Here is a 19,960-nt window from a genome sequence, read left to right on the forward strand (position 1 = left end):
GTGCTCCCCCGTGTGCTCAATTCAGATAACGAACCGCGCGACCATCCCATTCAGATCCACCGCCAGGCGCGACAGTTCATGGCTGGCCGCGCTGGTCTGGTTGGCACCCGCCGCCGACTGAGTCGCCAAGTCGCGGATGTTGACGAGGTTGCGATCCACTTCACGGGACACTTGGGCCTGCTCTTCCGAGGCGCTGGCGATGACCAGGTTGCGCTCGTTGATCAAGCTGATCGACTGGGTGATTTGCTCCAGGGCCACACCGGCCGCGCGGGCCAGCTCCAGGGTGGTCTGGGTGCGTTGGTTGCTCTGTTGCATTGATTGCACGGCTTCACCGGTACCGCTCTGGATGCCGGCGACCATCTTTTCAATTTCCTGAGTCGATTGCGCCGTGCGGTGCGCCAAGGCGCGGACTTCGTCGGCCACCACCGCAAACCCACGCCCGGCTTCACCGGCGCGCGCGGCTTCAATCGCTGCGTTCAGCGCCAGCAGGTTGGTCTGTTCGGCAATCGCGCGGATCACGTCGAGCACCTTGCCGATATCACGGCCCTGGGTTGCCAGGCCTTCAATCATCAACGCAGTGTTTTGCACGTCCTGGGTCATGGTCTGGATTGCACCGACGGTTTCCACCACGCGGTCACGCCCTTCCCGCGCCGCCTGGTTGGACTGGCTGGAAGCTTCGGAGGTGGACACCGCATTGCGCGCCACTTCTTCGACGGCGGCGGTCATCTCGTTGACGGCCGTGGCGGCCTGGTCGATTTCGTTGTTTTGCTGTTGCAGGCCTTTGGAGGCTTCTTCGGTGACCGCACTGAGCTCTTCGGCGGCAGACGCCAGTTGCGTGGCCGAGCCGGCGATGTGCTGGATGGTCTGGCGCAGGTTGGTTTGCATCGCCGACAAGGCGCCCAGCAGGCGCGCAGGCTCGTCCTTGCCGGCATCTTCGATAACTTTGGTGAGGTTGCCACCGGCAATGGTTTCGGCCACTTCCAACGCTTTGCGCAGCGGCGTGACGATGCTGCGGGTCAGCAGCCAGGCGAGCAGTACCGTCATGAGCGCCGCCGCGACGGCCACAATGACGATGCCCGTAACCGCCTGCTGGTAGCTGCCTTCAGCTTCCCGGCCGGCCGTGTCGGCATCGGCACTGTTGATGGCGATCAGTTTGTTCAGTTGCTCGCCCATCAGGTCGGTGCCGTCCTTGATGCGCGTATTGATGAGGGTGCGCATTTCCTCGACTTTATTCTGCTGGGACAACGACATCATTTCAGCCTGGGCGGCCAGATAGCTGTCGAGCGTGGCGGTGAAAGACTTGTATAAAGCAGCCTCATCAGCACCCGCCGGCAAAACGGCATAGGCGCTCTGGGCCTGCTTGACCTTGTCGACCAGCACGGCCACGCGGGTTTTGGCTTCTTCGAGCGCGGCCGGCTCGCGGTTGATCAAGATGCGGAACGAGAGAATGCGCAAGCGCAGTACGTTCTCGGTCATGTTGCCGAGGAACTTCACGCTGGGTAACTGGTTGGTCCCCATATCCACTGAGGCCTGGCGGATCGTACCCATGCGGTTGACCGCAAACACGCCAAGAATCACAACGAGCAATGCAATGAACGCAAAACCGAGAAAAGCGCGAGGTGCAATATTCAGATTACGAAGGGACATAGCGGTGCTCTCAAGAAGTAGTGTTGGCGCGCATCCCTGCCGCGACACAATCCGTTAGCGGCAACGCGCGTCTCGGACCGTCAGGCGCCACTGTTTTAATTGGTGTGTGGGCCTATTCAGGCTATCGGCAGGCTTGAGAAATTAATCGGCACATTTCGAAATATTTTTTCACACTTCTGACAGCCGACACTTTCTGGCATCCTGCGCCTCCATTTTCTGACCCGAGCCTGCACTTTGTCTGACGCTCAAGCTCCCCGCCCCCGCTATAAATCCGACCTGATCTACGGCCTGGAAGACCGCCCGCACTTCACCGCGGCGATTTTTGCCGCGCTGCAACATGTGCTGGCCAGCTTCGTCGGCATCATTACGCCCACGCTGATCGTCGGCGGCGTACTCGGCCTGGAAAGCGAGGTGCCCTACCTGGTGAGCATGGCGCTGTTCGTGTCCGGGCTTGGCACCTTTGTGCAGGCGCGCACATTCGGCCCGGTGGGTTCCGGCCTGTTGTGCCTGCAAGGCACCAGTTTTTCGTTTATCAGCGTGATCCTCAGCGCCGGGTTCATGGTCAAGGCGCGCGGCGGTGGCACCGACGAGATTCTCTCGACGATTTTTGGCATCTGTTTTTTCGCCGCGTTTATCGAGGTGGTGCTCAGCCAGTTCATCGGCAAGCTGCGCAAGCTGATTACTCCAGTGGTCACCGGCACCATCATTACCTTGATGGGTTTGTCGCTGATCAAGGTAGCCGTCACCGACATGGCTGGCGGCTTTGGGGCAAGCGACCTGGGTGCAGCGGGCAACATGGGGCTGGCAGCTCTGGTGCTGTTGACCATCGTGGTCCTCAACCGCTTCAGCAACCCGTTCCTGCGCCTGGGCTCGATCGTGATCGGCTTGACCCTGGGTTTTGTCGTTGCCTGGATGATGGGCCGTGTGGATTTGGCCGCCCTGCCCCAGGTGCCGTTGATCAGCGTGCCGGTGCCGTTCAAGTACGGGTTCTCGTTCGATTGGGTGGCGTTTATCCCGGTGGCGGTGATCTTTTTGATTTCGCCGCTGGAGGCTGCCGGAGACCTGACCGCCAACTCGATGATTTCCCAGCAGCCGGTCAAAGGCCCGCTGTACATCAAGCGCATCAAGTCCGGCCTGTTGGCCGACGGCCTCAACTCGGCGATGGCAGCCACGTTCAACAGCCTGCCAATGGTGACCTTCGCCCAGAACAACGGCGTGATCCAGCTTACCGGCGTGGCCAGCCGCTATGTCGCGTACTTTATCGCCGGCCTGCTGGTGCTGCTGGGGTTGTTCCCGATGATCGGCGCGGTGCTGCAACTGATGCCCAAACCGGTATTGGGCGGTGCCACGCTGATCATGTTCGGCACCGTGGCCGTGGCCGGGATCAAGATCCTCGCCGAAGCCGGGCTGCACCGGCGCAATGTGCTGATCGTGGCGATCTCCCTGGGGATGGGCCTGGGTGTGGCTGCTGTACCGCAAGTGCTGCGCGACCTGCCCAAGGCGCTGCACAACATCTTTGAATCGCCGATCACGGTGGGCGCGTTCTGTGCAATCCTGCTGAACATTTTCTTGCCGGAGGAGTTCTTAGAGCTGGAAGAGGATGAATTTGATCCGGAGTCCTCTACCCTCAAGGTCATGCAGGATCCGGACGTCACGAAATAGGAGCACCTTTGTTATGCGCAAGCTCATGGTTCTATCGTTACTGCTGCTGACCTTGAGCGCCTGTGCGCTGTTCCCCAATCGCGACCCGGTCAATATCAGTGTGGTGGGTATCGAGCCGCTGCAAAGCCAGGACCTGGAAGTGCGTTTCGCCGTGAAGCTGCGGGTGCAGAACCCCAATGAAACGGCGATCGACTACAGTGGTGTGGCCCTGGACCTGGACGTGAATGGGCGCCCATTGGCGTCCGGCGTGAGCGATCAGGCCGGAAGCATCCCACGCTTTTCCGAGACAGTGCTGATGGTGCCGGTGAGCGTTTCGGCGTTTTCTGTGCTGCGTCAGACCTTGGGTCTCAGCCAGACCCAAAGCCTGAACAACCTGCCTTACACACTGCGCGGCAAACTCGCAGGTGGCCTGTTCGGTACCATGCGCTTTGTGGAACGCGGCACCCTGGACCTGCCCAACACTGCGACCTGGTAACGGCCATGCAACCGACGTTGTTTACTCAAAGACTGATCCTGCACCCATTGACCCTGGAGGATGCCGAGGACACCCAGGCGCAATTCGCGCACTGGGACGTGGTGCGTTACCTGTCTGCCGAGGTGCCCTGGCCGTACCCGGCGGACGGCGCTCGCCGCTACCTGGAACAGGTGGCCTTGCCGGGCATGGCCCGTGGCGACCAATGGCACTGGTCGATCCGCCTCAAACACGCGCCGCAACAGTTGATCGGCAATATCAACTTGACGGACGAGCAAGATGACAACCGAGGGTTCTGGCTGGGCCCGCAATGGCAAGGCCAGGGCTTTATGACTGAAGCCTGTGCGGCGGTGACGGAGTACTGGTTCGATGTGCTTAAACGCCCGCGGATGCGCGTGCCCAAGGCTGCGCCTAACCTGGCGTCGCGGCGGATTTCCGAGCGCACCGGGATGCGCCTGATCCGCACGCAGATGGGTGAGTTTGTAGAAGGTACGTTGCCACGCGACATTTGGGAGATTACCCGCGAAGAGTGGTTGGCATTCAGATCTTCCAAACGCTGAAGATCTGATGTGGGAGCTGGCTTGCCTGCGATGCAGACACCTCGGTACATCAGGCACACCGAGTTGAGGCCATCGCAGGCAAGCCAGCTCCCACATTTTTACCGTGTTTAATCAGTCAGTGTGCGCACGCCCGGCTTGGCGCGTTCATCCACCACCAACTCGAATATGTCCGGCCGCGCGTAATGCCCCACCACATCGTAGTCATAGCGCGCCCGCACCAAATCATCGGTGTTGATCTGCGCGGTCAGCAACCCCTCTTCACCCACCAACGGCCCGGCCAGGATGTCACCCATCGGCCCGACAATCACACTACCACCGGCGATCAACGGACGCTCTGACGGCCAGTTGGCAACCTGCGTGCCCAGCGCCTCGGGCGAAGCCTGCACCTGGCAGGCACTCACCACAAAGCAGCGGCCTTCATGGGCGATGTGGCGCATGCTCACTTGCCACATTTCACGCTCATCGACCGTCGGCGCGCACCACACTTGCACGCCTTTGGCGTACATCGCCGTGCGCAGCAGCGGCATCATGTTTTCCCAGCACACCGCGCCGCCCAAACGCCCAACTTGCGCGTCGATCACCGGCAAGGTCGAGCCATCGCCCGTGCCCCATATCAGCCGCTCAGTGCCGGTGGGCATCAACTTGCGGTGCTTGGCCACCAGGCCGCCGGTGGGTTCGAAATACAGCACGGTGCAATACAGCGTGCTGCCACTGCGTTCGATCACGCCGAGTACCAGGCTGGCGCCGGTGCGTGCGGACAAGCCAGCCAGCGCCTCGGTCTCGGCGCCCGGCACATCGATGGCATTGGCAAAATAGCGTGCAAAGGCTTCGCGCCCCTCCGGCAAGCGGTAGCCCAACTGCGTGCCGAAGGTTTCGCCCTTCGGATAACCGCCGAGCAACGCTTCGGGCATCACCACCAATTGCGCGCCACTGCGCACAATCGCGTCCTCATAGGTGAGGATCTGCGCCAGGGTGTCAGCCTTGCCATCCGGCAAGGATCCGATCTGCAACGCCGCCACGGTAGAAATGGGCATCAGGTTCACTCCAGTTAAAGGGGTTGCCCATTCTCCGGCGAGGGGCAATCATGAATAAAGCCCCCATCAGTGCTAAATGATATGAGCCAAATAAATATCGCCCAAGTTGACTTGAACCTGCTGAAAACCTTCGAAGCCTTGCACGACGAGTCCAGCGCCAGCCGCGCAGCTTTGCGCCTGGGCGTCACGCAATCGGCGATCAGCGCCGGCCTGCGGCGGTTACGTGACGTGTACGGCGACCCACTGTTCGTGCGCACCGGGCGTGGGCTGGCGCCGACCTTGCGTGCCAATCAGTTGAAACCGGTGATCAGCGAGGCCCTGGACCGTTGTCGGCAGAGCCTGGCAATGATCAACCCGGCCAACCCGAACTATCAGGGCCGCTCGGTGGTGCTGGGCTTGTCCGATGACTTCGAGATTGCCCATGGCCGGCGGCTGATGGCAGAAATTGCCCGGCGCGCGCCGAATCTGCGGGTGATTTTCCGCCAGACCCACAGCCAAATCGTCGCAGGCGCCCTGCTCGAGCGCAGCCTGGACCTGGCGATCACCGCCGGCGGCTTTGCCGAGCGCAGGTTGAGCCGGCACGTGCTGGGCGAAGGCGATTACCGCTGCCTGGTCGACCCACACAGCCTGGCGCCGGGCCAAGACGGCATCAGCCTGGAGGAATTCGTGGCACGCGAACATGTACTGGTGTCGTCGGGCGGGTTTATCGGGATTACCGATGAAGGGTTGGCGGCTAAAGGGTTGAGCCGCCAGGTGTGTGCGTCCACCAGTCACTTTGCCGGGCTGCCGTTTTTGCTCAAGGGCAGCGCGGCGGTGGCGACGATTCCCGGGCATGCTGCCGAAGCGATTGCGCAGATGACCGGCCTGCGCGTACTGACCTGCCCACTGGCGTTGCCACGCTACCCGGTGGAGCTGGGCTGGCGTACCCAGGCACAGTTGGATCCGCTGTTACTCAAAGTGCGTGAAGCGATTGTGGCCAGCTTTACTTAGCGGCGGCCATCAGTTTGTTGACTTCGCTGCGCACCATGTTGGAAAACTCCGGCGGCGACATGCCGTCAAGCTCGGCACGGACCCATTCGGCCCACTTGCCCTTACGCTTGGCACGCTCGCCGAACAAACGCGCAGCTTCGCCCTTGGCCTTACCCAGGTTGGTTTGCCACAGATCGTAAAGGCGTGACTTTTCATCTTCCAGTTCGGCGCGTTCGGCAAGGGTTTTGTTGGCCAGATTGAAGCTCATGTTGAATTACCTGCTGCACAAATAGGTGACATCTTACACTGTAGGTCGAAATATCCTGATCCGGATTTTGCCCGTAAGCCGCTCACGGCAAAAAAACTGCAACTTTTAGCCAAGCCCGACACTCCATTGTTCACTGCCACATTCACTCGCAAGGAGTCACACAATGGCCCGCAAAACTGCCGCCCAAGCTGTCGAAGATCAAATCAAGGATCAAGCTTTCAGTGAACTGACGGCCTTGATCGAAGAGTCGGACAAGCTGCTCAAAAGCAGCGCTTCGCTGGTAGGCGAAGAAGGTGAAACGCTGCGTGAGCAGGTCGCTATCAAGCTCAAGCAAGCACTGGACTCGGTGTCCAACGTGCGTGAACGCAGCAAGCCGGTGGTGGACGCCACCGAAAACTATATCGGTGGCCATCCATGGCAGACCGTGGCCATTTCCGCAGGCTTTGGCCTGGTGGTCGGCCTTTTGTTGGGTCGTCGCGGCTAAACCACAGGGGCTGCGCTGATAGCGCAGCCCCTTTTATCCTTCTGCCAGTGCCTGCAACTGCTTGAGCTCCTGCGCATCAATCTCGATGCCTGTTTCCTGCGACTTCGCCCGTGCGCGATGACGTCGATCCCCCGGCAACCGCCGCAACCCCGCCGCATGCATCTGTCGCACCAGTTCCTGGCTGCGCTCGGCAAAGCCTTGCCCGGCGGTTTTGCCAGGGTCAATCACGATCAGCAATTGGCCGGTCCATGGTGTGCGCGCGCCGGGATGATCGGCCCAATCGAATTCGAACGAAAAATTGCCGCCCGTCAGCGCCGCCGCCAGCAACTCGACCATCATCGACAGCGCTGAACCCTTGTGCCCGCCAAACGGTAACAGCGCGCCGCCTTCAAGAATGGCTTTGGGATCTTGGGTCGGTTGGCCCAAGCTGTCCACGCCCATGCCCGGCGGCAAACGCTCGCCCTTGCGTGCTGCGATCTGCACGTCACCATGGGCAATGGCACTGGTGGCCAGGTCAAACACGATGGGTGGCCCATCGGCGCGCGGCGCGGCAAAAGCAATAGGGTTGGTGCCGAACAGCGGTCGATCCGCGCCATGGGGCACCACGCAGGTCATGCTGTTGACCACGCTGAGCGCTACCAGACCTTCTTCGGCAAAAGGTTCGACATCGGGCCATAAAGCCGCAAAGTGATGGGAGTTTCGAATCGCCAGCAGCGCGATCCCGGCGCTGCGCGCCTTGCGCACTAACAGCGAGCGCGCGGCCTCCAGTGCTGGTTGGGCAAAGCCGTTATCGGCATCCACACGCACAAAGCCTGAGGCCACATCCTCAACCACGGGCACCGCCTTGCCATTGACCCAGCCGCTGTTGAGCGTCGACACATACCCTGGAATGCGAAACACGCCGTGGCTATGCGCGCCGTCACGTTCAGCGCTGGCGCAATTGTGCGCAAGGATCGCCGCCACTTGCGGTGACGTACCGTGCCGCACAAAAACCTGTTGTAGCAGGGCCACTAACTCGGTGAAGCCGATTGCGGTTGAAGCCTTGGCAACTGTCGGAGACTGCGCAGACATTTGAAGCTCCGTTTTTATGATGGCGTTTTTATGATTAGGAGAGGCAACGAATGGACATTCAAGTGTTCGATTAAACACCACGCACTGTGCCTGCTGTCAACTTGCGACGGGCCTCAATAGTTACCCCCGCCCTCCGGTCACGCCTCCCTAGCCTGTCACTCCCCTACTTAACGGAGCAAGCCCATGACCGGCGTAACCCCCGCATATTTTTTTGACGAATTCCTGCTGCCGATTAAAAGAAACGCGCCGACCGACCGTGAGCGCGCGCTGGGGCTGACCGTCAAAGACCTCGATTGGCTGCACACGGTGTACCAAGCCAGCGATGCCGCACGTAACGACCCCGAACGGCAAACCTACCCCATGCGCGTCGAAAGACTGCTGATCAATGTATCGGGCCAGCCGCCTTTTCCACTTGCCGGCGCCTTTCTGATGAGCCCTGCCCCGGACGACGGCAAAGCACTGCTTTACACGCCTTATGGTGGTATTCAGGTGTTTGACGACCACGCCAGCCTGCTGGTCGACGTCGCCGAGCAACTGGCGGATGCGGTGCAGCGTGTCCAATTGTTGAGCTTTCTGTCGATTGCACAGCGCAACGCCTTGCCCGCCAGTACGCCGATAACGCTGACCGCCACCCTTGTCGAAGGCGCCGTCATGCAAGACCAGGAGCAAGCCCTGGAGGCCTGTCAGCAAGACAACGTGCGCGTCGTACTGGAGCAACTGCAGACGACGCCCACGCTGTACGGCATGCTTGCCACGCTGCTCAGCATCATGGCGCGCTCGTACTTTCCCAACCTGGATCAACGCGATACACGGGTCGATTTTTTTATCCAGGACCCGGCAGGCGGTCAGCGACGCTGGGTCAATTCCCTGCCATTGAGCGAAGCGTTCCTGCAGTTTTATGTGAGACATGCCTGGCCCCAGGACCAGATCCGTGAATATTTCAACCCGAAACACGTCACCAGCGCCTTCACCCCGGTAGAACGCGAACAAGATCAGCAGTACTGGGAAACCCTGATCAAAGAAACATCCGGCAGCTTGGCAAAACTGCTGGACAGCCTGCTGAAGACTTATTGGAACGAGGACATCGGCAACGAAACCTCACGCCTGAAACTCTTCACCCAGGTCATGGCGGATAAATTTCGCCTGGATGTCTTGCTCAAGCGTCAGGCGCAAATTCTCAACGCCGACGAAAGCCACACCCTTCAGGCATTGTTTCTACCAGACCAAGGCGCCCGCAACGCTCACGCCAACGAACTAAGCGTGGAAAAAGTACGCCTGCATGCGCCCTACCAGCACTATGTGGAACTGGCCAGCACGCTATTGATCAGCGAGAGCCACGCCTACCTGTACACGCAGTCGCGTGGGGTACAAGTACTCAAAGACATGGAAGATCTCAAAGACACGCTATTGAGCATGCTCAAGGCCGCTGGCCACGAAGATGAACTGCTCAATTTCCTGTCGCTGGATGAGCGCGACACCTTTATTGGCCTGGATCAGATTAACATCGCCGCCCACCCCATTGCGGGTGACGTTTTTGCCGGCATGGTCGAAGACATTGCGGGCAAGCAGATCAGTAATATGAACCACGCACTGGACCTTTACCGACGCAGTGATGGCCAGATAAATCTGGATGCGCTGCTCGATTGCGCACTGGACATACGCACGATGCTGGACAGCCGCCTCGCAACGCTGGAAACCGCAGGGCGCTGGACGGCGCACCCGGTCACCAGCGGCAACGACCGGCCATCCACCGTGCGGGCAGAACACGCCAAGGTGCAGCTACGGCGCCTCAGTGCCACTGAAGATGCACTGGCCACGGAGCGCAAACATCAGCCGACATTACGCTCAATGGTCACCCTCGCCCTGAATGCAGAACTGCAATCACAACGCCTGGCGCTCAAGGCCGACGAGGTCTATATCAACACTTATCCCACCCGCGCCCAAGAGCGCGAGGAGCGTCCTTCGTTGACGTCTGTGAGCATGGTTGAACACTTCATTGAACGCCTGAGCGATGAAGCCTCGCGCGTTCCCAACAGTGTCACAACCGGGTTTTACAGCAAGCTCGAGCCGCATCTGGCGCAGAAGTTACCCAGCATGACCCTGAGTACTTTCAACATGATCAATGATCAAGTCTTGAAGGTGTTTGCCAACCACGAGATGCGCCAGCTTCCATTGCTGTTCCTCAGCAACATGAGCAAAAAACAGGCGCACTCGATGCTGCTTGGGTTGCGCAGTGAAGCCGAACTGAGGCTGTTGGGCAAAACACTGCCGCCCAACAGCCAGGCAGTGATTGACACCGTCCTACGCACCGACAGCCTTGCACGCTTGACCCGCCACGGCCTGAACGGCTTTCTTCCGGACGCCTACACCTTGACACTGAACATTGGCACATCCGACACCGCCCATGCGCTTGCCAACCTGTTTGTGCTGACTGAACGCGGAGGCATCGACCCGCAGCGTTCGGGCCAGGCGGTGCTCTGGACGCCTCGGCGCGGGTATGAGGTATTCGCCTCGGTGCAAGCCTTGCGCGAGGAGATGAGTCAGCGCCTGGAGCACCCGATCAAGCGCTTGCCCCTGTTGGAAAACCTGGCTATTTCCTTGCGTGCGCCGCATCAGGCATATGGTCTGGGGCCACTGCAACGCATTGACGACAACTTGCTGGATAATCGTCTGAAAACCTACAGCGATTTCGTCATGGACGGTATCGACCAATTGCTTGCGAGCAAATGGGCCGCTCGCGCCTTGCAAAACCACATTGAAACGGCCTTGGAACACGCCGCGCCGACCAACCTTGCACGGGCCAGGGCGGTGGCGAGTGCCATGACCCATCAACAGGCTCTGCCCGTCTGGCTGGGTTTGGCACCCCCTCAGGATCAGCTTCATCAAGCCGAGCTGCTTGAGCAGTATCACAACAGTGCGCCTGACGAAAAAGACTACCTCAATGGCATCACCGCTATCGGCAAGCATGCGCACACGGCACTTCTGGCGTTGCTCAAGGCACGCTATCCCGAACAGCCACTGAACCCCGATGATGTAATGATCCCGTTGCATCAGGCGCTCGACGTGAATGTCTGCAGCCTGACCGACTTTGCTTTGCGGCATTGGCCCGACCTGGACGCCGAAAACATCCGCCCACGCTCACGCAACGCGACTGCCTTGCCGGCCACATTGGATGCCAGTGCCGTGGTGCAAATGGTGCGCCAACTGGACCTGAACAGCGCTTACCAGAAGTTGTTGCAAAGCCACCTGGACGCTAACACGGATGAAGGCCGTAAACGCCGAGGCCTGTATTGCCGACAGTTACCCTGGCAAACCCTGCAATACGCCCATGAGCAAAGGCTGCAGGAGCGGCTGACGGCGCAGGCACTGAGCCATGTTCAGCAGGTATTCGACATGCCGGACGCACTGGCGCGGGCTGAGCTCGACGGGGCAACGGCAATGTTCAGACCCTTGGAGTTGATTGCCACCGAAGGTGCTTCCCTGGCCAAGGTGCTGGGGATGTACTTGATTGGTCCCACAACCCGCAGCGCTGGGCCGCTGGTGCTGTACGCGCCCTACAGCGAAAACCATACACTCAAGGAGTATGCGAACGAGCAAGCGCTGCTGGATGAATTGACCAAGCCTGGAGAGCTTCAGGACTGGGTGGTGCTGCACCTGGAGGCGACGCATCAGGCAACCTACCGCAATTTGCTGCAAAACAACCGTCATCGCCCCCTCGATATCCGCCTGGCCTCGACCGTCGTCACCGGCAATGCCCTTCACTACCTGTTCGACGACAACACGCAGATATTGCTCAAAATGCTCGCCTGCCAATTCGAGAAAGGCGCGAAATCGCTCTGGGACAGGGTCATCTACCTGCTGCGCGAGGGCATCCCCGCAGCCGCTCAGTTCATGGCAGGAAAACTCGCGTATCCGCTGGCGGTGTGGCGAAGCTACAAAATGTTCAAACGTTCAGCCGATGCATTGCAGTTGCATCAGTGGAAGGCCGGCCTGAAGGATTTCATCATCGGCGTGGCTCATTTGGCCGCCCTGCACAATGAGCTTGAGGGCACCGAAGCCCCGCCGCCTACCGAAACGGAAGTATCACAAGCCAACCTGTCAGACGAAACCCTGCCCGCGGCCCCCCACCTGACGACCCTGGATATCACCGCACCCGCGCGTACCGGGTTGCAGCCTTTCGAAGCTCACGATGTCGCATTGAAGGACCTGGAACAGAGTGCTTCCAGCCATGTGTACATGGACAAGGCGAGCTTGAAAGACTATGTGCCACTGGCAGGCAAGGTGTACGCGGTGAAGAAAACCGCCGAGCGCTGGCGCCTGTCCAAGGATAAGCATGTGGGCGCGTATGTGGGCCGTAATTCACAAGGTAAATGGGTGCTGGACCTCAGCCTGCATAACCCGCGATATGGCAAAGTCATGTCGCGCATGCACACGCGGGCCGGCGAACGGGCAGCGATCAATATCGAGGCGACGGGCATGCGCGAAATTGCCGCACTCTCGAGTTGGAAAGCCCAAGTCATCACAGAAGGGTTAAACGTTGCGATCTATTACACCGTCAATTGCAAACGCAACATCGTTCAGTTTGCAAAACAGCGTGCGCCCGATAGCCGGGCAGGCCGCTTTTTAGGTGAATTATTCGGTGTCGTCAGCCTGACACCTGACCAGTTGAGCAGAGTCGAGAAAATAGTCGACCTGATATTGGATGAACTGAGCGATCCGACCCTGACCAGCGCCGACTCCAAGCGTTTTGTCAGTGGGACCAGCCGTGTCAGTGCAGCGCACCAATACGCGTTTGTCATTCCTGAAGACAGGGAGCGCAAGCTGTACCTGCTCAATCGGTTCTTTGATCCAGGTATGGACAGTTACCAGAACCGTTTGAATTCACCTTTTGACCTCTGCGCCCACGCCAGGGCGAGTACCCTGATTCACGAACTGACGCACTTGAAGCTCGAGACTGAAGACATCGCCTATCTTGACTCGATGCGGCCGTTCACCGACTTGATCAACGCGGCCAAACCGGGCGCCCAGATACTCAAAACAACCCTGGAGGACCTGCAAAGAACCGCGCTCTCCACCATGACGCCCGCGACGATGCTGTTCAAGACCTGGGATGATTACTCGGCGCAATGGGAAGACTATGGGCCTGACACTGCAACGGCTCACGTTAGACAAAAAGTCCTGAACACCACCGGCACCAAGGACCTCAAGGATGCCCGCGACGTCTTCATGAGTAACGCCGACAAACGCATTGACACGATTTTGGCCAATGCCGACTCAGTGACTTACTTGATTACGCACTTGGGTCGTGTTTTGGATCCGGGGGCTTGAGCAGCCCCCGCCAGTCGCGTCAGTCTTTCTGATCGCGCAGAACGTTGCCGGAGGCGCCATCGATACGCGCTTCATACACGATGCCATCGGACTTGCGCCCTTTGACTTCCCAGTAACCGTTGTCATCGGCTTCGGCTTTGTAGACCTCGACATAGCCGGCCTTGGTCTTGGCGGTTTCAATGGCTTTTTCGATGGTGATCCAGCCCGCGCCCGGCTTATCGGCCAGGGCGGCGCCGGCGCTGAGCAGTGCGGTGGTTGCACACAGGGCGACTAAGGTTTTCTTCAGCATATTCGTTCTCCATTGTGGGAATGACGGACTCGTGTCCTGTGTTTTCTGATGTTTCCAAACGAGAATAAGTTCCAATTGATGTGCAATCGCCATGACGGCTGTTCTCGCCATCCGCCTTGGGAGGTTAGAATGTGGGAAATCAGGACGGTTTAATGACTCAACAGCCCCTTTCAGAAGACGACTATGACGCGATCACCGATGCCGCCGCGCATTGGTGCATGCGCCTGCATGCCAGTGATTGCTCGGCGGGCGAGCGTCGGGCTTTTGAACAATGGCACGACGCCCATCCGCTGCATGCCTTTGAGTATGCGGCCATGCTGGAAATCTGGGACGTGGCTGACCACCTGCCACGCAGCGAACCTGCTGCGGTTGTGCTGCCGTTAAAACCGCGCAGCCGCTTGCGCACTTACGCGGTGGCCGCCGCGATATGCCTCGCCGCCCTGCCGCTGGCCGCCTTTACCGGCTGGGAAGCGGGCTGGTTGCCCAGTTCCTATGAGCATTTCGAAGCCGACACGGGCTTGCGCAAAGTCACCCTCGGCGACGGCAGCCTGGTTGAATTGAACCTGGGCACCGAACTGGTCTACAGCCATTACAAGGATGAACGCCGCGTAACCTTGAACAAGGGCGAAGCGTTTTTCAAAGTCACCCATGACCGCCTTCACCCGTTTATCGTCAAGGCGGGCGAAGGCCAGGTTCGGGTGACCGGCACTCAGTTCAACGTCTGGAAATATGAAGACCAGGTGCGGGTGATGTTGCTTGAAGGCTCGGTGCAGATTTCCAGTGACAAGCAGCACGCCAGCGTGCCCCTTACCCCAGGCATGCAGGCCACTTACAACCTGGGCGATGCCACCCCGCAAATCGCTGCGATTAACCCCAATGATTCAACCCTGGCCTGGCGCCAGGGCAAACTGGTACTCGACAACCTGGCCCTGACGGACGCGTTGCCGCTGATCAACCGCTACCTGAACAAACCGGTGATGCTGGCAGATGCCAGTACCGGGGCGATTCGCATCGGCGGCATCTACAACATCAACGAGGTCAACAACCTCGTGCCTTCCCTGCCCAAGGTACTGCCGGTCTACCTGACCCAGAACCAGGACGGCAACACGGTCCTCAATTCCATACCGCGTAAAGCCCCCAAGGGCTGAGTCTGCCAGCCGGCAACGGCGAGTTTGCTCGCGCCCAAGTGTCCATTTTTGAAACACCTCCCTCGCTTGAATCGCCCGCCCGGTGCGCATTCATGGCTTTGTCACGTGCAGTGTTACATCGCTGAGACACCCTTGAGGCGGGGCCGGGCATGCCCCTTGACGGCGACACTGTTTCAACCCTGAAACAGCACCGCCATCACTTTGCCTCGTTTTATCTCCAACCCTCTGAATATAAACAATAAATAAAAAGCGGCACGCGTTCTGCTCTGTTCCTGATAACGCTGTTTAGGGTCAGCGTGAAGAACAAGGAACACTGCCATGGACACACACAATAAGGGCTCACTGAGCCTCCTGCTGATCAGCTGTGCACTGAGTGCCAGCGTGAGCGTTCCAGTGCTCGCGGCCGGTGATGGTGTGATCGTGGTTGAACGCCAGGTTCAACCTTATGCAATCGGTCGCTCACGCGGCCAAGACCCCTACCCCAATACCGTGAATGCCAACCCCTCGGCCCAAGTCAATCGCGCCATGAACCATGAGCTCAGCGATAACGACATTGCCGGTATCAGCAGCGGTTCCAGCATTACGCGCAGCATCATGCCAAACGGTGACATTACCGGTTTGAACTCTCTCGGTGGCGCCAACAACCTCGGCGCAGCGGGAGCAGCCGGCCACGGCAGTAGCGGCAGCGGTATTGCAGGCACGGTCAACGGTGCGATATCCAGTGGGCTCGCCCCTCTGAACAACATCAGCGGCATGGTGGGAGGAGCAATGAAATGAACCACTCCTGGATGCTTCTAGCAGCGCTCGGTTGCACAGCGGCGATGGCCGACAGCAATAACAACGCAACCATTGATAACTCGGGCCAGCAGTACAACGGTGTGGTGACGATCAACCAGGCCGCGGGTGACCAGCAACAACTGAGCAACAACGTCGCTATTGCGGTGGGCCACAATGCCCGGGCGAACATCGCCGTCACGCAAAAAATCAGCGGCGCGCCCACCGACCGCTCCCTGAACGCCAATGCTGCGATCCAGGGCAACTCCTTCAGTAATGGCAACGGTGCACTGAGTGTCAACCAGTCCGCCGGGGCCCAGAACCAGATGATCAATGCCGTGCGCATCAGCGTGAGTGCTGGCCCGCAAAGCATCGACGACAGCGTCATGTCGCAACAAAACGTTGCGCTTGCAACCGACTCAGGGTTGACCCCTACCACTGGCAGCCGCCAGGTCGTTACCAACGACCAGGCCTTCACCGGCAGCCGTGGAGTGGTTCAGGTCAACCAGAGCGCCGGGGTGGGGAACCGAGTGGCTAACACCCTGAACTTACGACTCAACTGATGGAGCTGAGTCCATAGCTAGACCGTACCAACACTTAACCAACTAATTAGAAGCAAGGAGATACACCATGAAAACTTCAATGGCTCTTAAACCACTGGCTTTTGCTCTCGCTGCGCTCATGGCTGTTGCTGCTCAAGCGGGCGGTTATCACGCGCCTACCACGGCTGCTGCGACCACACAGGACGGTCAGAGCAACCATGGCAACGTGGTACTTAATGACAAAACCAAAAACAACGCCTCGGCCAATGATTCCTACAACAACATCAGTGGCGTGGCCAACGGCAACGTGCTGAGCGGCGACAACAACCAAGGCAAAAACGACGTTGCCATCGTTTCCGGGGATGCGGATTTCGTATTCGCCGCCACCGGTACCGCTCAATCGAACACCGGTAACTTTGTGGCCAACAGCGGCACTAGAAACAACGCTTCCCTTAACGACAGTGGCAACCACGCTTCAGGCGTGATTCAGCTGAACGCCGCATCGGGCACCTCCAACCAAGGCAGCAACAGCGTTGCAATTGCCTCGGGTAATGGCGACAGCGGTGCTGCAGCCGTCACTGGCGTGCAGGATGTGTCGGGCAACCTGACCCTCAACCTGGCCAGCGGCCACGGCTGGGGCAGCACCAAACCGGTGGTCAACAACGCCAGCGTGAACAACTCGATGAACTACAGCTCTGGGGTATCGAACTCCAACGTTCTGTCGGGCAGCAACAACCAAGGTCAGAACAACGTAGCAATCACTCGCTTCTGATCCAGATCGGGCCTTGGCAACAAGGCCCTTTTTATTTCCAGTGTCCAGCAGGTCATACGATCATGCGCCTCACAGCTGCCCTCCTCTTGTTCGCACTCACCGGCCCGACCTGGGCGGCGCAAATGGCCGTTGTCATGCCAAACGGCGCGGTGGTGTACAAGAAGGTCGAAAGCATCCGCGAGCGCAAATTCGCCAACCTGGTGGAACAAAAAACCGATTTCAGCTGCGGCGCCGCCGCGCTGGCAACCATCCTGCGCCAAGCCTATTGGATGGACGTGGATGAAGACCACGTGATCAAGGGCATGCTGGTCAATGCCGACCAGAACCTGGTGCGCACCCAAGGCTTCTCGATGCTCGACATGAAGCGCTACCTGGAAAGCATCCACATGCGCGCCAAGGGCTACCGGATTACGCCTGAGGTACTCGTCACCGTGAAAGTGCCGGTGGTGGTGTTGCTGGACATTCGTGGCTACAAGCACTTTGTCGTGCTGCAACGGGCCGACAAAGACTGGGTGTATATCGGCGACCCCGTGCTGGGCAACAAGCGCTATGCCAAGAACGATTTCGTCAAGGGCTGGAACGGCATCGTGTTCGCGGTGATCGGTGAGGGTTACGACAAGGCCAACGCCTTGCTCACACCCCGTGCGCCGCTGACGGCCAAGAACCAGTTCAACGAGTTCAGCCCGGTACGCGACAGTGAATTGATGGACTTCGGTTTTATCCAGAGCGACTTCTTCTAGAAGCGCAATAAGGAGCAGGACGCTCCAGGAGCAAACGATGAACACTCGACGCTGGCTGACGGTCATGTGCCTGGCAGCCGCAGCACCTGCCTATGCTTCTTCGGCATTTAAGCCGATCGAGCTCAAGGACGCGGAAATGGCCGAGTTGCGCGGGCGCTATGTGATGCCCGGGCGGATTATCAGCTTTGGCATTGTGATGAGCAGCACCTGGACCAATGCCGCCGGCGCGACCGTGACCGGCACCGCCGACATGCAAGTCAACGCTTCCACCGTCACCCCGCAATTCTACGTGCAAATCACCGGTAACGACGGCACCGGCGTGATCAAACAGCCTGACGGCAAGGGCACCGTCGTCGGCGGTGCCGGCCTCGGCACCGGCCAGGGTGTCACGCAAAGCGTGCGCGCAGCGGGCGATGGCAACACGGCCAACAACGGCGTGGATATCAACGTGACGAAAAACGGCCTGGCGCCCGCCAACTACGTGCAGTCGGGTCAGGCATTGATTGCCGGCCAGCCGATCACCGGAGGCACAGCCGCCGGCCAAGTGACGGTCACGGCTAAAAACGGTGGCCTGCAAATGGCGCTCCAGGCCAATAACAATCAGGGCAATGTGGTGCAGCAAATCGGTGCCGGTAATGTGCTGCAAGGCACGGTTATTCAGGGCAACAGCAACTTCGTGAACAATATGACCCAACTTAATGTGGTCATGGGCAACAACGGTTTGAACAACATCACGCAGAACCTGAACCTGGATCAACTCAAAGGCCTACGCCCCTCCGGTTATTGAACTACGCTGAGCCTCGACACTTACGCATTAGAAAGGGACGGCTTATTTCATGCATCGATCTTTATCGTTACGTGCCGTGATTTGTTTGAGTACGCTCCTACCCGCTTCGGTGCTGTACGCCGCGCCGGATACCGATATCGAAACACTGAAGCAGGAACTGCTGGAGCTCAAGCAACGTTATGAAGTGCAGCAAAAAGCACTGGCCGTATTGGAGCAACGCGTAAGGCAAGTGGAAGATCAGCCCGCAACACCTACGCCCAAACGCCTGGCCAAGTCGCCTGCCGACTTCCAGAAAGGCGGTACGACAGTGGCCGGCGTCGGCGCGGGCGCAGCGTCCGGCGGTGCAGCCGGTAACAGCTCGTACGGGCAAAGCCTGAAGGACGATTCCGCCCCGGCACAAAGTGTGAGCAACTTGTACAACGAGGCCAGCGGCTTTTTCGGCAATGGCAAGTTCAGCTTTGAAACCGGACTCACCTATGCCCGCTACGACGCGCGCCAATTGTCACTCAACGGCTTTCTGGCGTTGGACTCGATCTTCCTGGGCAATATCAACCTGGACCGGATCAAGTCGGACAGCTGGACCCTGGACCTCACCGGCCGCTACAACCTGGACAACCGTTGGCAGTTCGACCTGAACGTGCCGGTGGTGTATCGCGAAGCGACCTACCAGTCCGGTGGCGCCGGCGGCGATGCCAAGAATACGTCGGAAGCCTCAGTCAGCCGCGACCCAACCATTGGTGATGTCAACTTCGGCATCGCCTATAAATTCCTCGATGAGAGCGCCAGCCTGCCGGATGCGGTGGTGTCGCTGCGGGTCAAGGCACCGACCGGCAAGGAACCCTATGGCATCAAGCTGATCGAGCAAGCCAGCAATAACAACCTCGCCGTGCCGGAAAGCCTGCCGACCGGCAACGGGGTGTGGTCGGTCACGCCAGGTATTTCGCTGGTCAAGACGTTCGACCCCGCCGTGCTGTTCGGCTCGCTTTCCTACACCCATAACTTCGAAGACTCGTTCAGCGATATCAGCCCCAATCTCAATCAGAAGATCCCTGGCAAAGTCAGCCTGGGTGACAGCTTCCAACTCGGTGTCGGGGTGGCCTTCGCGCTCAATGAGAAGATGAGCATGTCGTTCTCGGTGTCTGACCTGGTGCAACGTAAAAGCAAGGTCAAGCAGAGCGGCCAGGACTGGCAATCGGTGGTGTCCAGCGATGCCAACGCCGGGTATTTCAACGTGGGCATGACGATTGCGGCGTCGGATAACCTGACGATCGTACCGAACCTGTCGATTGGGATGACCGATGATGCGCCGGACTTTACGTTCAGCCTGAAATTCCCGTATTACTTTTAGCAGTAGTGGGACGCGGAGCGTCCCAGGCAGCAAGGAAAAGCCCCGCAACGATAAGGGTCGTTGCG

At 59.1% G+C, this 19,960-nt stretch carries 18 protein-coding genes; 13 read left to right on the forward strand and 5 right to left on the reverse strand.

Annotation, left to right across the window (positions count from 1 at the left end):
• Positions 1-21: 21 nt before the first annotated feature.
• Positions 22-1,647 carry a methyl-accepting chemotaxis protein gene (locus tag HX790_RS00060; RefSeq protein WP_176991079.1) on the reverse strand — a complete coding sequence of 542 codons (1,626 nt, stop codon included), beginning with the start codon at positions 1,645-1,647 and terminating at the stop codon, positions 22-24.
• A 234-nt stretch (positions 1,648-1,881) separates the two neighbouring features.
• Here HX790_RS00060 and HX790_RS00065 point away from each other — a divergent pair, with 234 nt between their 5' ends.
• From HX790_RS00065 to HX790_RS00075, 3 genes are read left to right on the forward strand one after another with little or no spacing between them, the layout of a single operon-like run.
• A complete protein-coding gene (locus HX790_RS00065) occupies positions 1,882-3,309 on the forward strand; it encodes a nucleobase:cation symporter-2 family protein (RefSeq protein ID WP_017138142.1) in 1,428 nt (475 codons plus the stop codon).
• Between the two features lie 13 nt (positions 3,310-3,322).
• Positions 3,323-3,784 (forward strand): LEA type 2 family protein, encoded by a 462-nt coding sequence (locus tag HX790_RS00070; RefSeq protein WP_017138141.1) that lies wholly within the window; start codon positions 3,323-3,325, stop codon positions 3,782-3,784.
• 5 nt (positions 3,785-3,789) lie between these two features.
• Positions 3,790-4,341, forward strand: coding sequence for a GNAT family N-acetyltransferase (locus HX790_RS00075; protein ID WP_017138140.1), 552 nt, complete (start codon positions 3,790-3,792; stop codon positions 4,339-4,341).
• A 107-nt stretch (positions 4,342-4,448) separates the two neighbouring features.
• Here the strand turns inward: HX790_RS00075 and HX790_RS00080 are convergent, their stop codons facing one another.
• The gene (locus HX790_RS00080) at positions 4,449-5,375 is read right to left on the reverse strand and encodes a carbon-nitrogen hydrolase family protein (RefSeq protein ID WP_176991080.1); all 927 of its coding nucleotides are present in this window, start codon (positions 5,373-5,375) and stop codon (positions 4,449-4,451) included.
• Between the two features lie 81 nt (positions 5,376-5,456).
• On the opposite strand from HX790_RS00080, the gene HX790_RS00085 reads away from it, so the two are divergent.
• Positions 5,457-6,365 (forward strand): LysR family transcriptional regulator, encoded by a 909-nt coding sequence (locus HX790_RS00085; RefSeq protein ID WP_138453732.1) that lies wholly within the window; start codon positions 5,457-5,459, stop codon positions 6,363-6,365.
• Here the strand turns inward: HX790_RS00085 and HX790_RS00090 are convergent.
• The gene (locus HX790_RS00090) at positions 6,358-6,612 is read right to left on the reverse strand and encodes a hypothetical protein (protein ID WP_003190904.1); all 255 of its coding nucleotides are present in this window, start codon (positions 6,610-6,612) and stop codon (positions 6,358-6,360) included. The two genes, HX790_RS00085 and HX790_RS00090, sit on opposite strands and share 8 nt — an antisense overlap.
• Positions 6,613-6,775: 163 nt before the next feature.
• Here HX790_RS00090 and HX790_RS00095 point away from each other — a divergent pair, with 163 nt between their 5' ends.
• Positions 6,776-7,096 carry a YqjD family protein gene (locus HX790_RS00095; protein ID WP_017138137.1) on the forward strand — a complete coding sequence of 107 codons (321 nt, stop codon included), beginning with the start codon at positions 6,776-6,778 and terminating at the stop codon, positions 7,094-7,096.
• A 33-nt stretch (positions 7,097-7,129) separates the two neighbouring features.
• On the opposite strand, the gene HX790_RS00100 is transcribed toward HX790_RS00095, so the two are convergent.
• Positions 7,130-8,167 carry an Ldh family oxidoreductase gene (locus HX790_RS00100; RefSeq protein ID WP_017138136.1) on the reverse strand — a complete coding sequence of 346 codons (1,038 nt, stop codon included), beginning with the start codon at positions 8,165-8,167 and terminating at the stop codon, positions 7,130-7,132.
• A gap of 183 nt (positions 8,168-8,350) precedes the next feature.
• Here HX790_RS00100 and HX790_RS00105 point away from each other — a divergent pair, with 183 nt between their 5' ends.
• Positions 8,351-13,495 carry a dermonecrotic toxin domain-containing protein gene (locus HX790_RS00105; protein ID WP_176991081.1) on the forward strand — a complete coding sequence of 1,715 codons (5,145 nt, stop codon included), beginning with the start codon at positions 8,351-8,353 and terminating at the stop codon, positions 13,493-13,495.
• Between the two features lie 19 nt (positions 13,496-13,514).
• Here HX790_RS00105 and HX790_RS00110 read toward each other — a convergent pair whose 3' ends face one another.
• Complete coding sequence (locus HX790_RS00110) at positions 13,515-13,784, reverse strand: PepSY domain-containing protein (RefSeq protein ID WP_017138134.1); 270 nt, start codon at positions 13,782-13,784, stop codon at positions 13,515-13,517.
• Between the two features lie 152 nt (positions 13,785-13,936).
• On the opposite strand from HX790_RS00110, the gene HX790_RS00115 reads away from it, so the two are divergent.
• From HX790_RS00115 to HX790_RS00145, 7 genes are all read left to right on the forward strand, one after another.
• Positions 13,937-14,932 carry a FecR family protein gene (locus tag HX790_RS00115; RefSeq protein ID WP_017138133.1) on the forward strand — a complete coding sequence of 332 codons (996 nt, stop codon included), beginning with the start codon at positions 13,937-13,939 and terminating at the stop codon, positions 14,930-14,932.
• Positions 14,933-15,250: 318 nt separating this feature from the next.
• Complete coding sequence (locus tag HX790_RS00120) at positions 15,251-15,709, forward strand: hypothetical protein (protein WP_017138131.1); 459 nt, start codon at positions 15,251-15,253, stop codon at positions 15,707-15,709.
• Positions 15,706-16,269 carry an adhesin gene (locus HX790_RS00125; protein ID WP_176991082.1) on the forward strand — a complete coding sequence of 188 codons (564 nt, stop codon included), beginning with the start codon at positions 15,706-15,708 and terminating at the stop codon, positions 16,267-16,269. Before HX790_RS00120 ends, HX790_RS00125 begins: the two co-directional genes overlap by 4 nt.
• Before the next feature lie 67 nt (positions 16,270-16,336).
• Positions 16,337-17,020: a hypothetical protein gene (locus tag HX790_RS00130; RefSeq protein ID WP_017138129.1), complete on the forward strand. Its 684-nt coding sequence runs from the start codon at positions 16,337-16,339 to the stop codon at positions 17,018-17,020.
• A 62-nt stretch (positions 17,021-17,082) separates the two neighbouring features.
• Positions 17,083-17,760: a C39 family peptidase gene (locus tag HX790_RS00135; protein ID WP_017138128.1), complete on the forward strand. Its 678-nt coding sequence runs from the start codon at positions 17,083-17,085 to the stop codon at positions 17,758-17,760.
• Between the two features lie 37 nt (positions 17,761-17,797).
• On the forward strand, positions 17,798-18,547 hold the full coding sequence (locus HX790_RS00140; RefSeq protein WP_099549305.1) for a hypothetical protein: 750 nt from the start codon (positions 17,798-17,800) through the stop codon (positions 18,545-18,547).
• 49 nt (positions 18,548-18,596) lie between these two features.
• The gene (locus HX790_RS00145; protein WP_099549304.1) at positions 18,597-19,895 is read left to right on the forward strand and encodes a transporter; all 1,299 of its coding nucleotides are present in this window, start codon (positions 18,597-18,599) and stop codon (positions 19,893-19,895) included.
• Positions 19,896-19,960: the final 65 nt, after the last annotated feature.

Origin of the sequence: Pseudomonas sp. IPO3747, from assembly GCF_013385245.1 — a bacterium.
Taxonomy (GTDB): Bacteria; Pseudomonadota; Gammaproteobacteria; order Pseudomonadales; family Pseudomonadaceae; genus Aquipseudomonas; species Aquipseudomonas edaphica.

What these genes read in the sequence shown, in the direction of transcription:
- HX790_RS00105 (WP_176991081.1), top strand. Translation starts at nt 8,351, where the DNA reads ATGACCGGCGTAACCCCCGCATATTTTTTTGACGAATTCCTGCTGCCG.
- HX790_RS00080 (WP_176991080.1), bottom strand. Translation starts at nt 5,375, where the DNA reads ATGCCCATTTCTACCGTGGCGGCGTTGCAGATCGGATCCTTGCCGGAT.
- HX790_RS00110 (WP_017138134.1), bottom strand. Translation starts at nt 13,784, where the DNA reads ATGCTGAAGAAAACCTTAGTCGCCCTGTGTGCAACCACCGCACTGCTC.
- HX790_RS00060 (WP_176991079.1), bottom strand. Translation starts at nt 1,647, where the DNA reads ATGTCCCTTCGTAATCTGAATATTGCACCTCGCGCTTTTCTCGGTTTT.
- HX790_RS00145 (WP_099549304.1), top strand. Translation starts at nt 18,597, where the DNA reads ATGCATCGATCTTTATCGTTACGTGCCGTGATTTGTTTGAGTACGCTC.
- HX790_RS00125 (WP_176991082.1), top strand. Translation starts at nt 15,706, where the DNA reads ATGAACCACTCCTGGATGCTTCTAGCAGCGCTCGGTTGCACAGCGGCG.
- HX790_RS00120 (WP_017138131.1), top strand. Translation starts at nt 15,251, where the DNA reads ATGGACACACACAATAAGGGCTCACTGAGCCTCCTGCTGATCAGCTGT.
- HX790_RS00130 (WP_017138129.1), top strand. Translation starts at nt 16,337, where the DNA reads ATGAAAACTTCAATGGCTCTTAAACCACTGGCTTTTGCTCTCGCTGCG.
- HX790_RS00140 (WP_099549305.1), top strand. Translation starts at nt 17,798, where the DNA reads ATGAACACTCGACGCTGGCTGACGGTCATGTGCCTGGCAGCCGCAGCA.
- HX790_RS00095 (WP_017138137.1), top strand. Translation starts at nt 6,776, where the DNA reads ATGGCCCGCAAAACTGCCGCCCAAGCTGTCGAAGATCAAATCAAGGAT.
- HX790_RS00085 (WP_138453732.1), top strand. Translation starts at nt 5,457, where the DNA reads ATGAGCCAAATAAATATCGCCCAAGTTGACTTGAACCTGCTGAAAACC.
- HX790_RS00100 (WP_017138136.1), bottom strand. Translation starts at nt 8,167, where the DNA reads ATGTCTGCGCAGTCTCCGACAGTTGCCAAGGCTTCAACCGCAATCGGC.
- HX790_RS00075 (WP_017138140.1), top strand. Translation starts at nt 3,790, where the DNA reads ATGCAACCGACGTTGTTTACTCAAAGACTGATCCTGCACCCATTGACC.
- HX790_RS00115 (WP_017138133.1), top strand. Translation starts at nt 13,937, where the DNA reads ATGACTCAACAGCCCCTTTCAGAAGACGACTATGACGCGATCACCGAT.
- HX790_RS00135 (WP_017138128.1), top strand. Translation starts at nt 17,083, where the DNA reads ATGCGCCTCACAGCTGCCCTCCTCTTGTTCGCACTCACCGGCCCGACC.
- HX790_RS00070 (WP_017138141.1), top strand. Translation starts at nt 3,323, where the DNA reads ATGCGCAAGCTCATGGTTCTATCGTTACTGCTGCTGACCTTGAGCGCC.
- HX790_RS00090 (WP_003190904.1), bottom strand. Translation starts at nt 6,612, where the DNA reads ATGAGCTTCAATCTGGCCAACAAAACCCTTGCCGAACGCGCCGAACTG.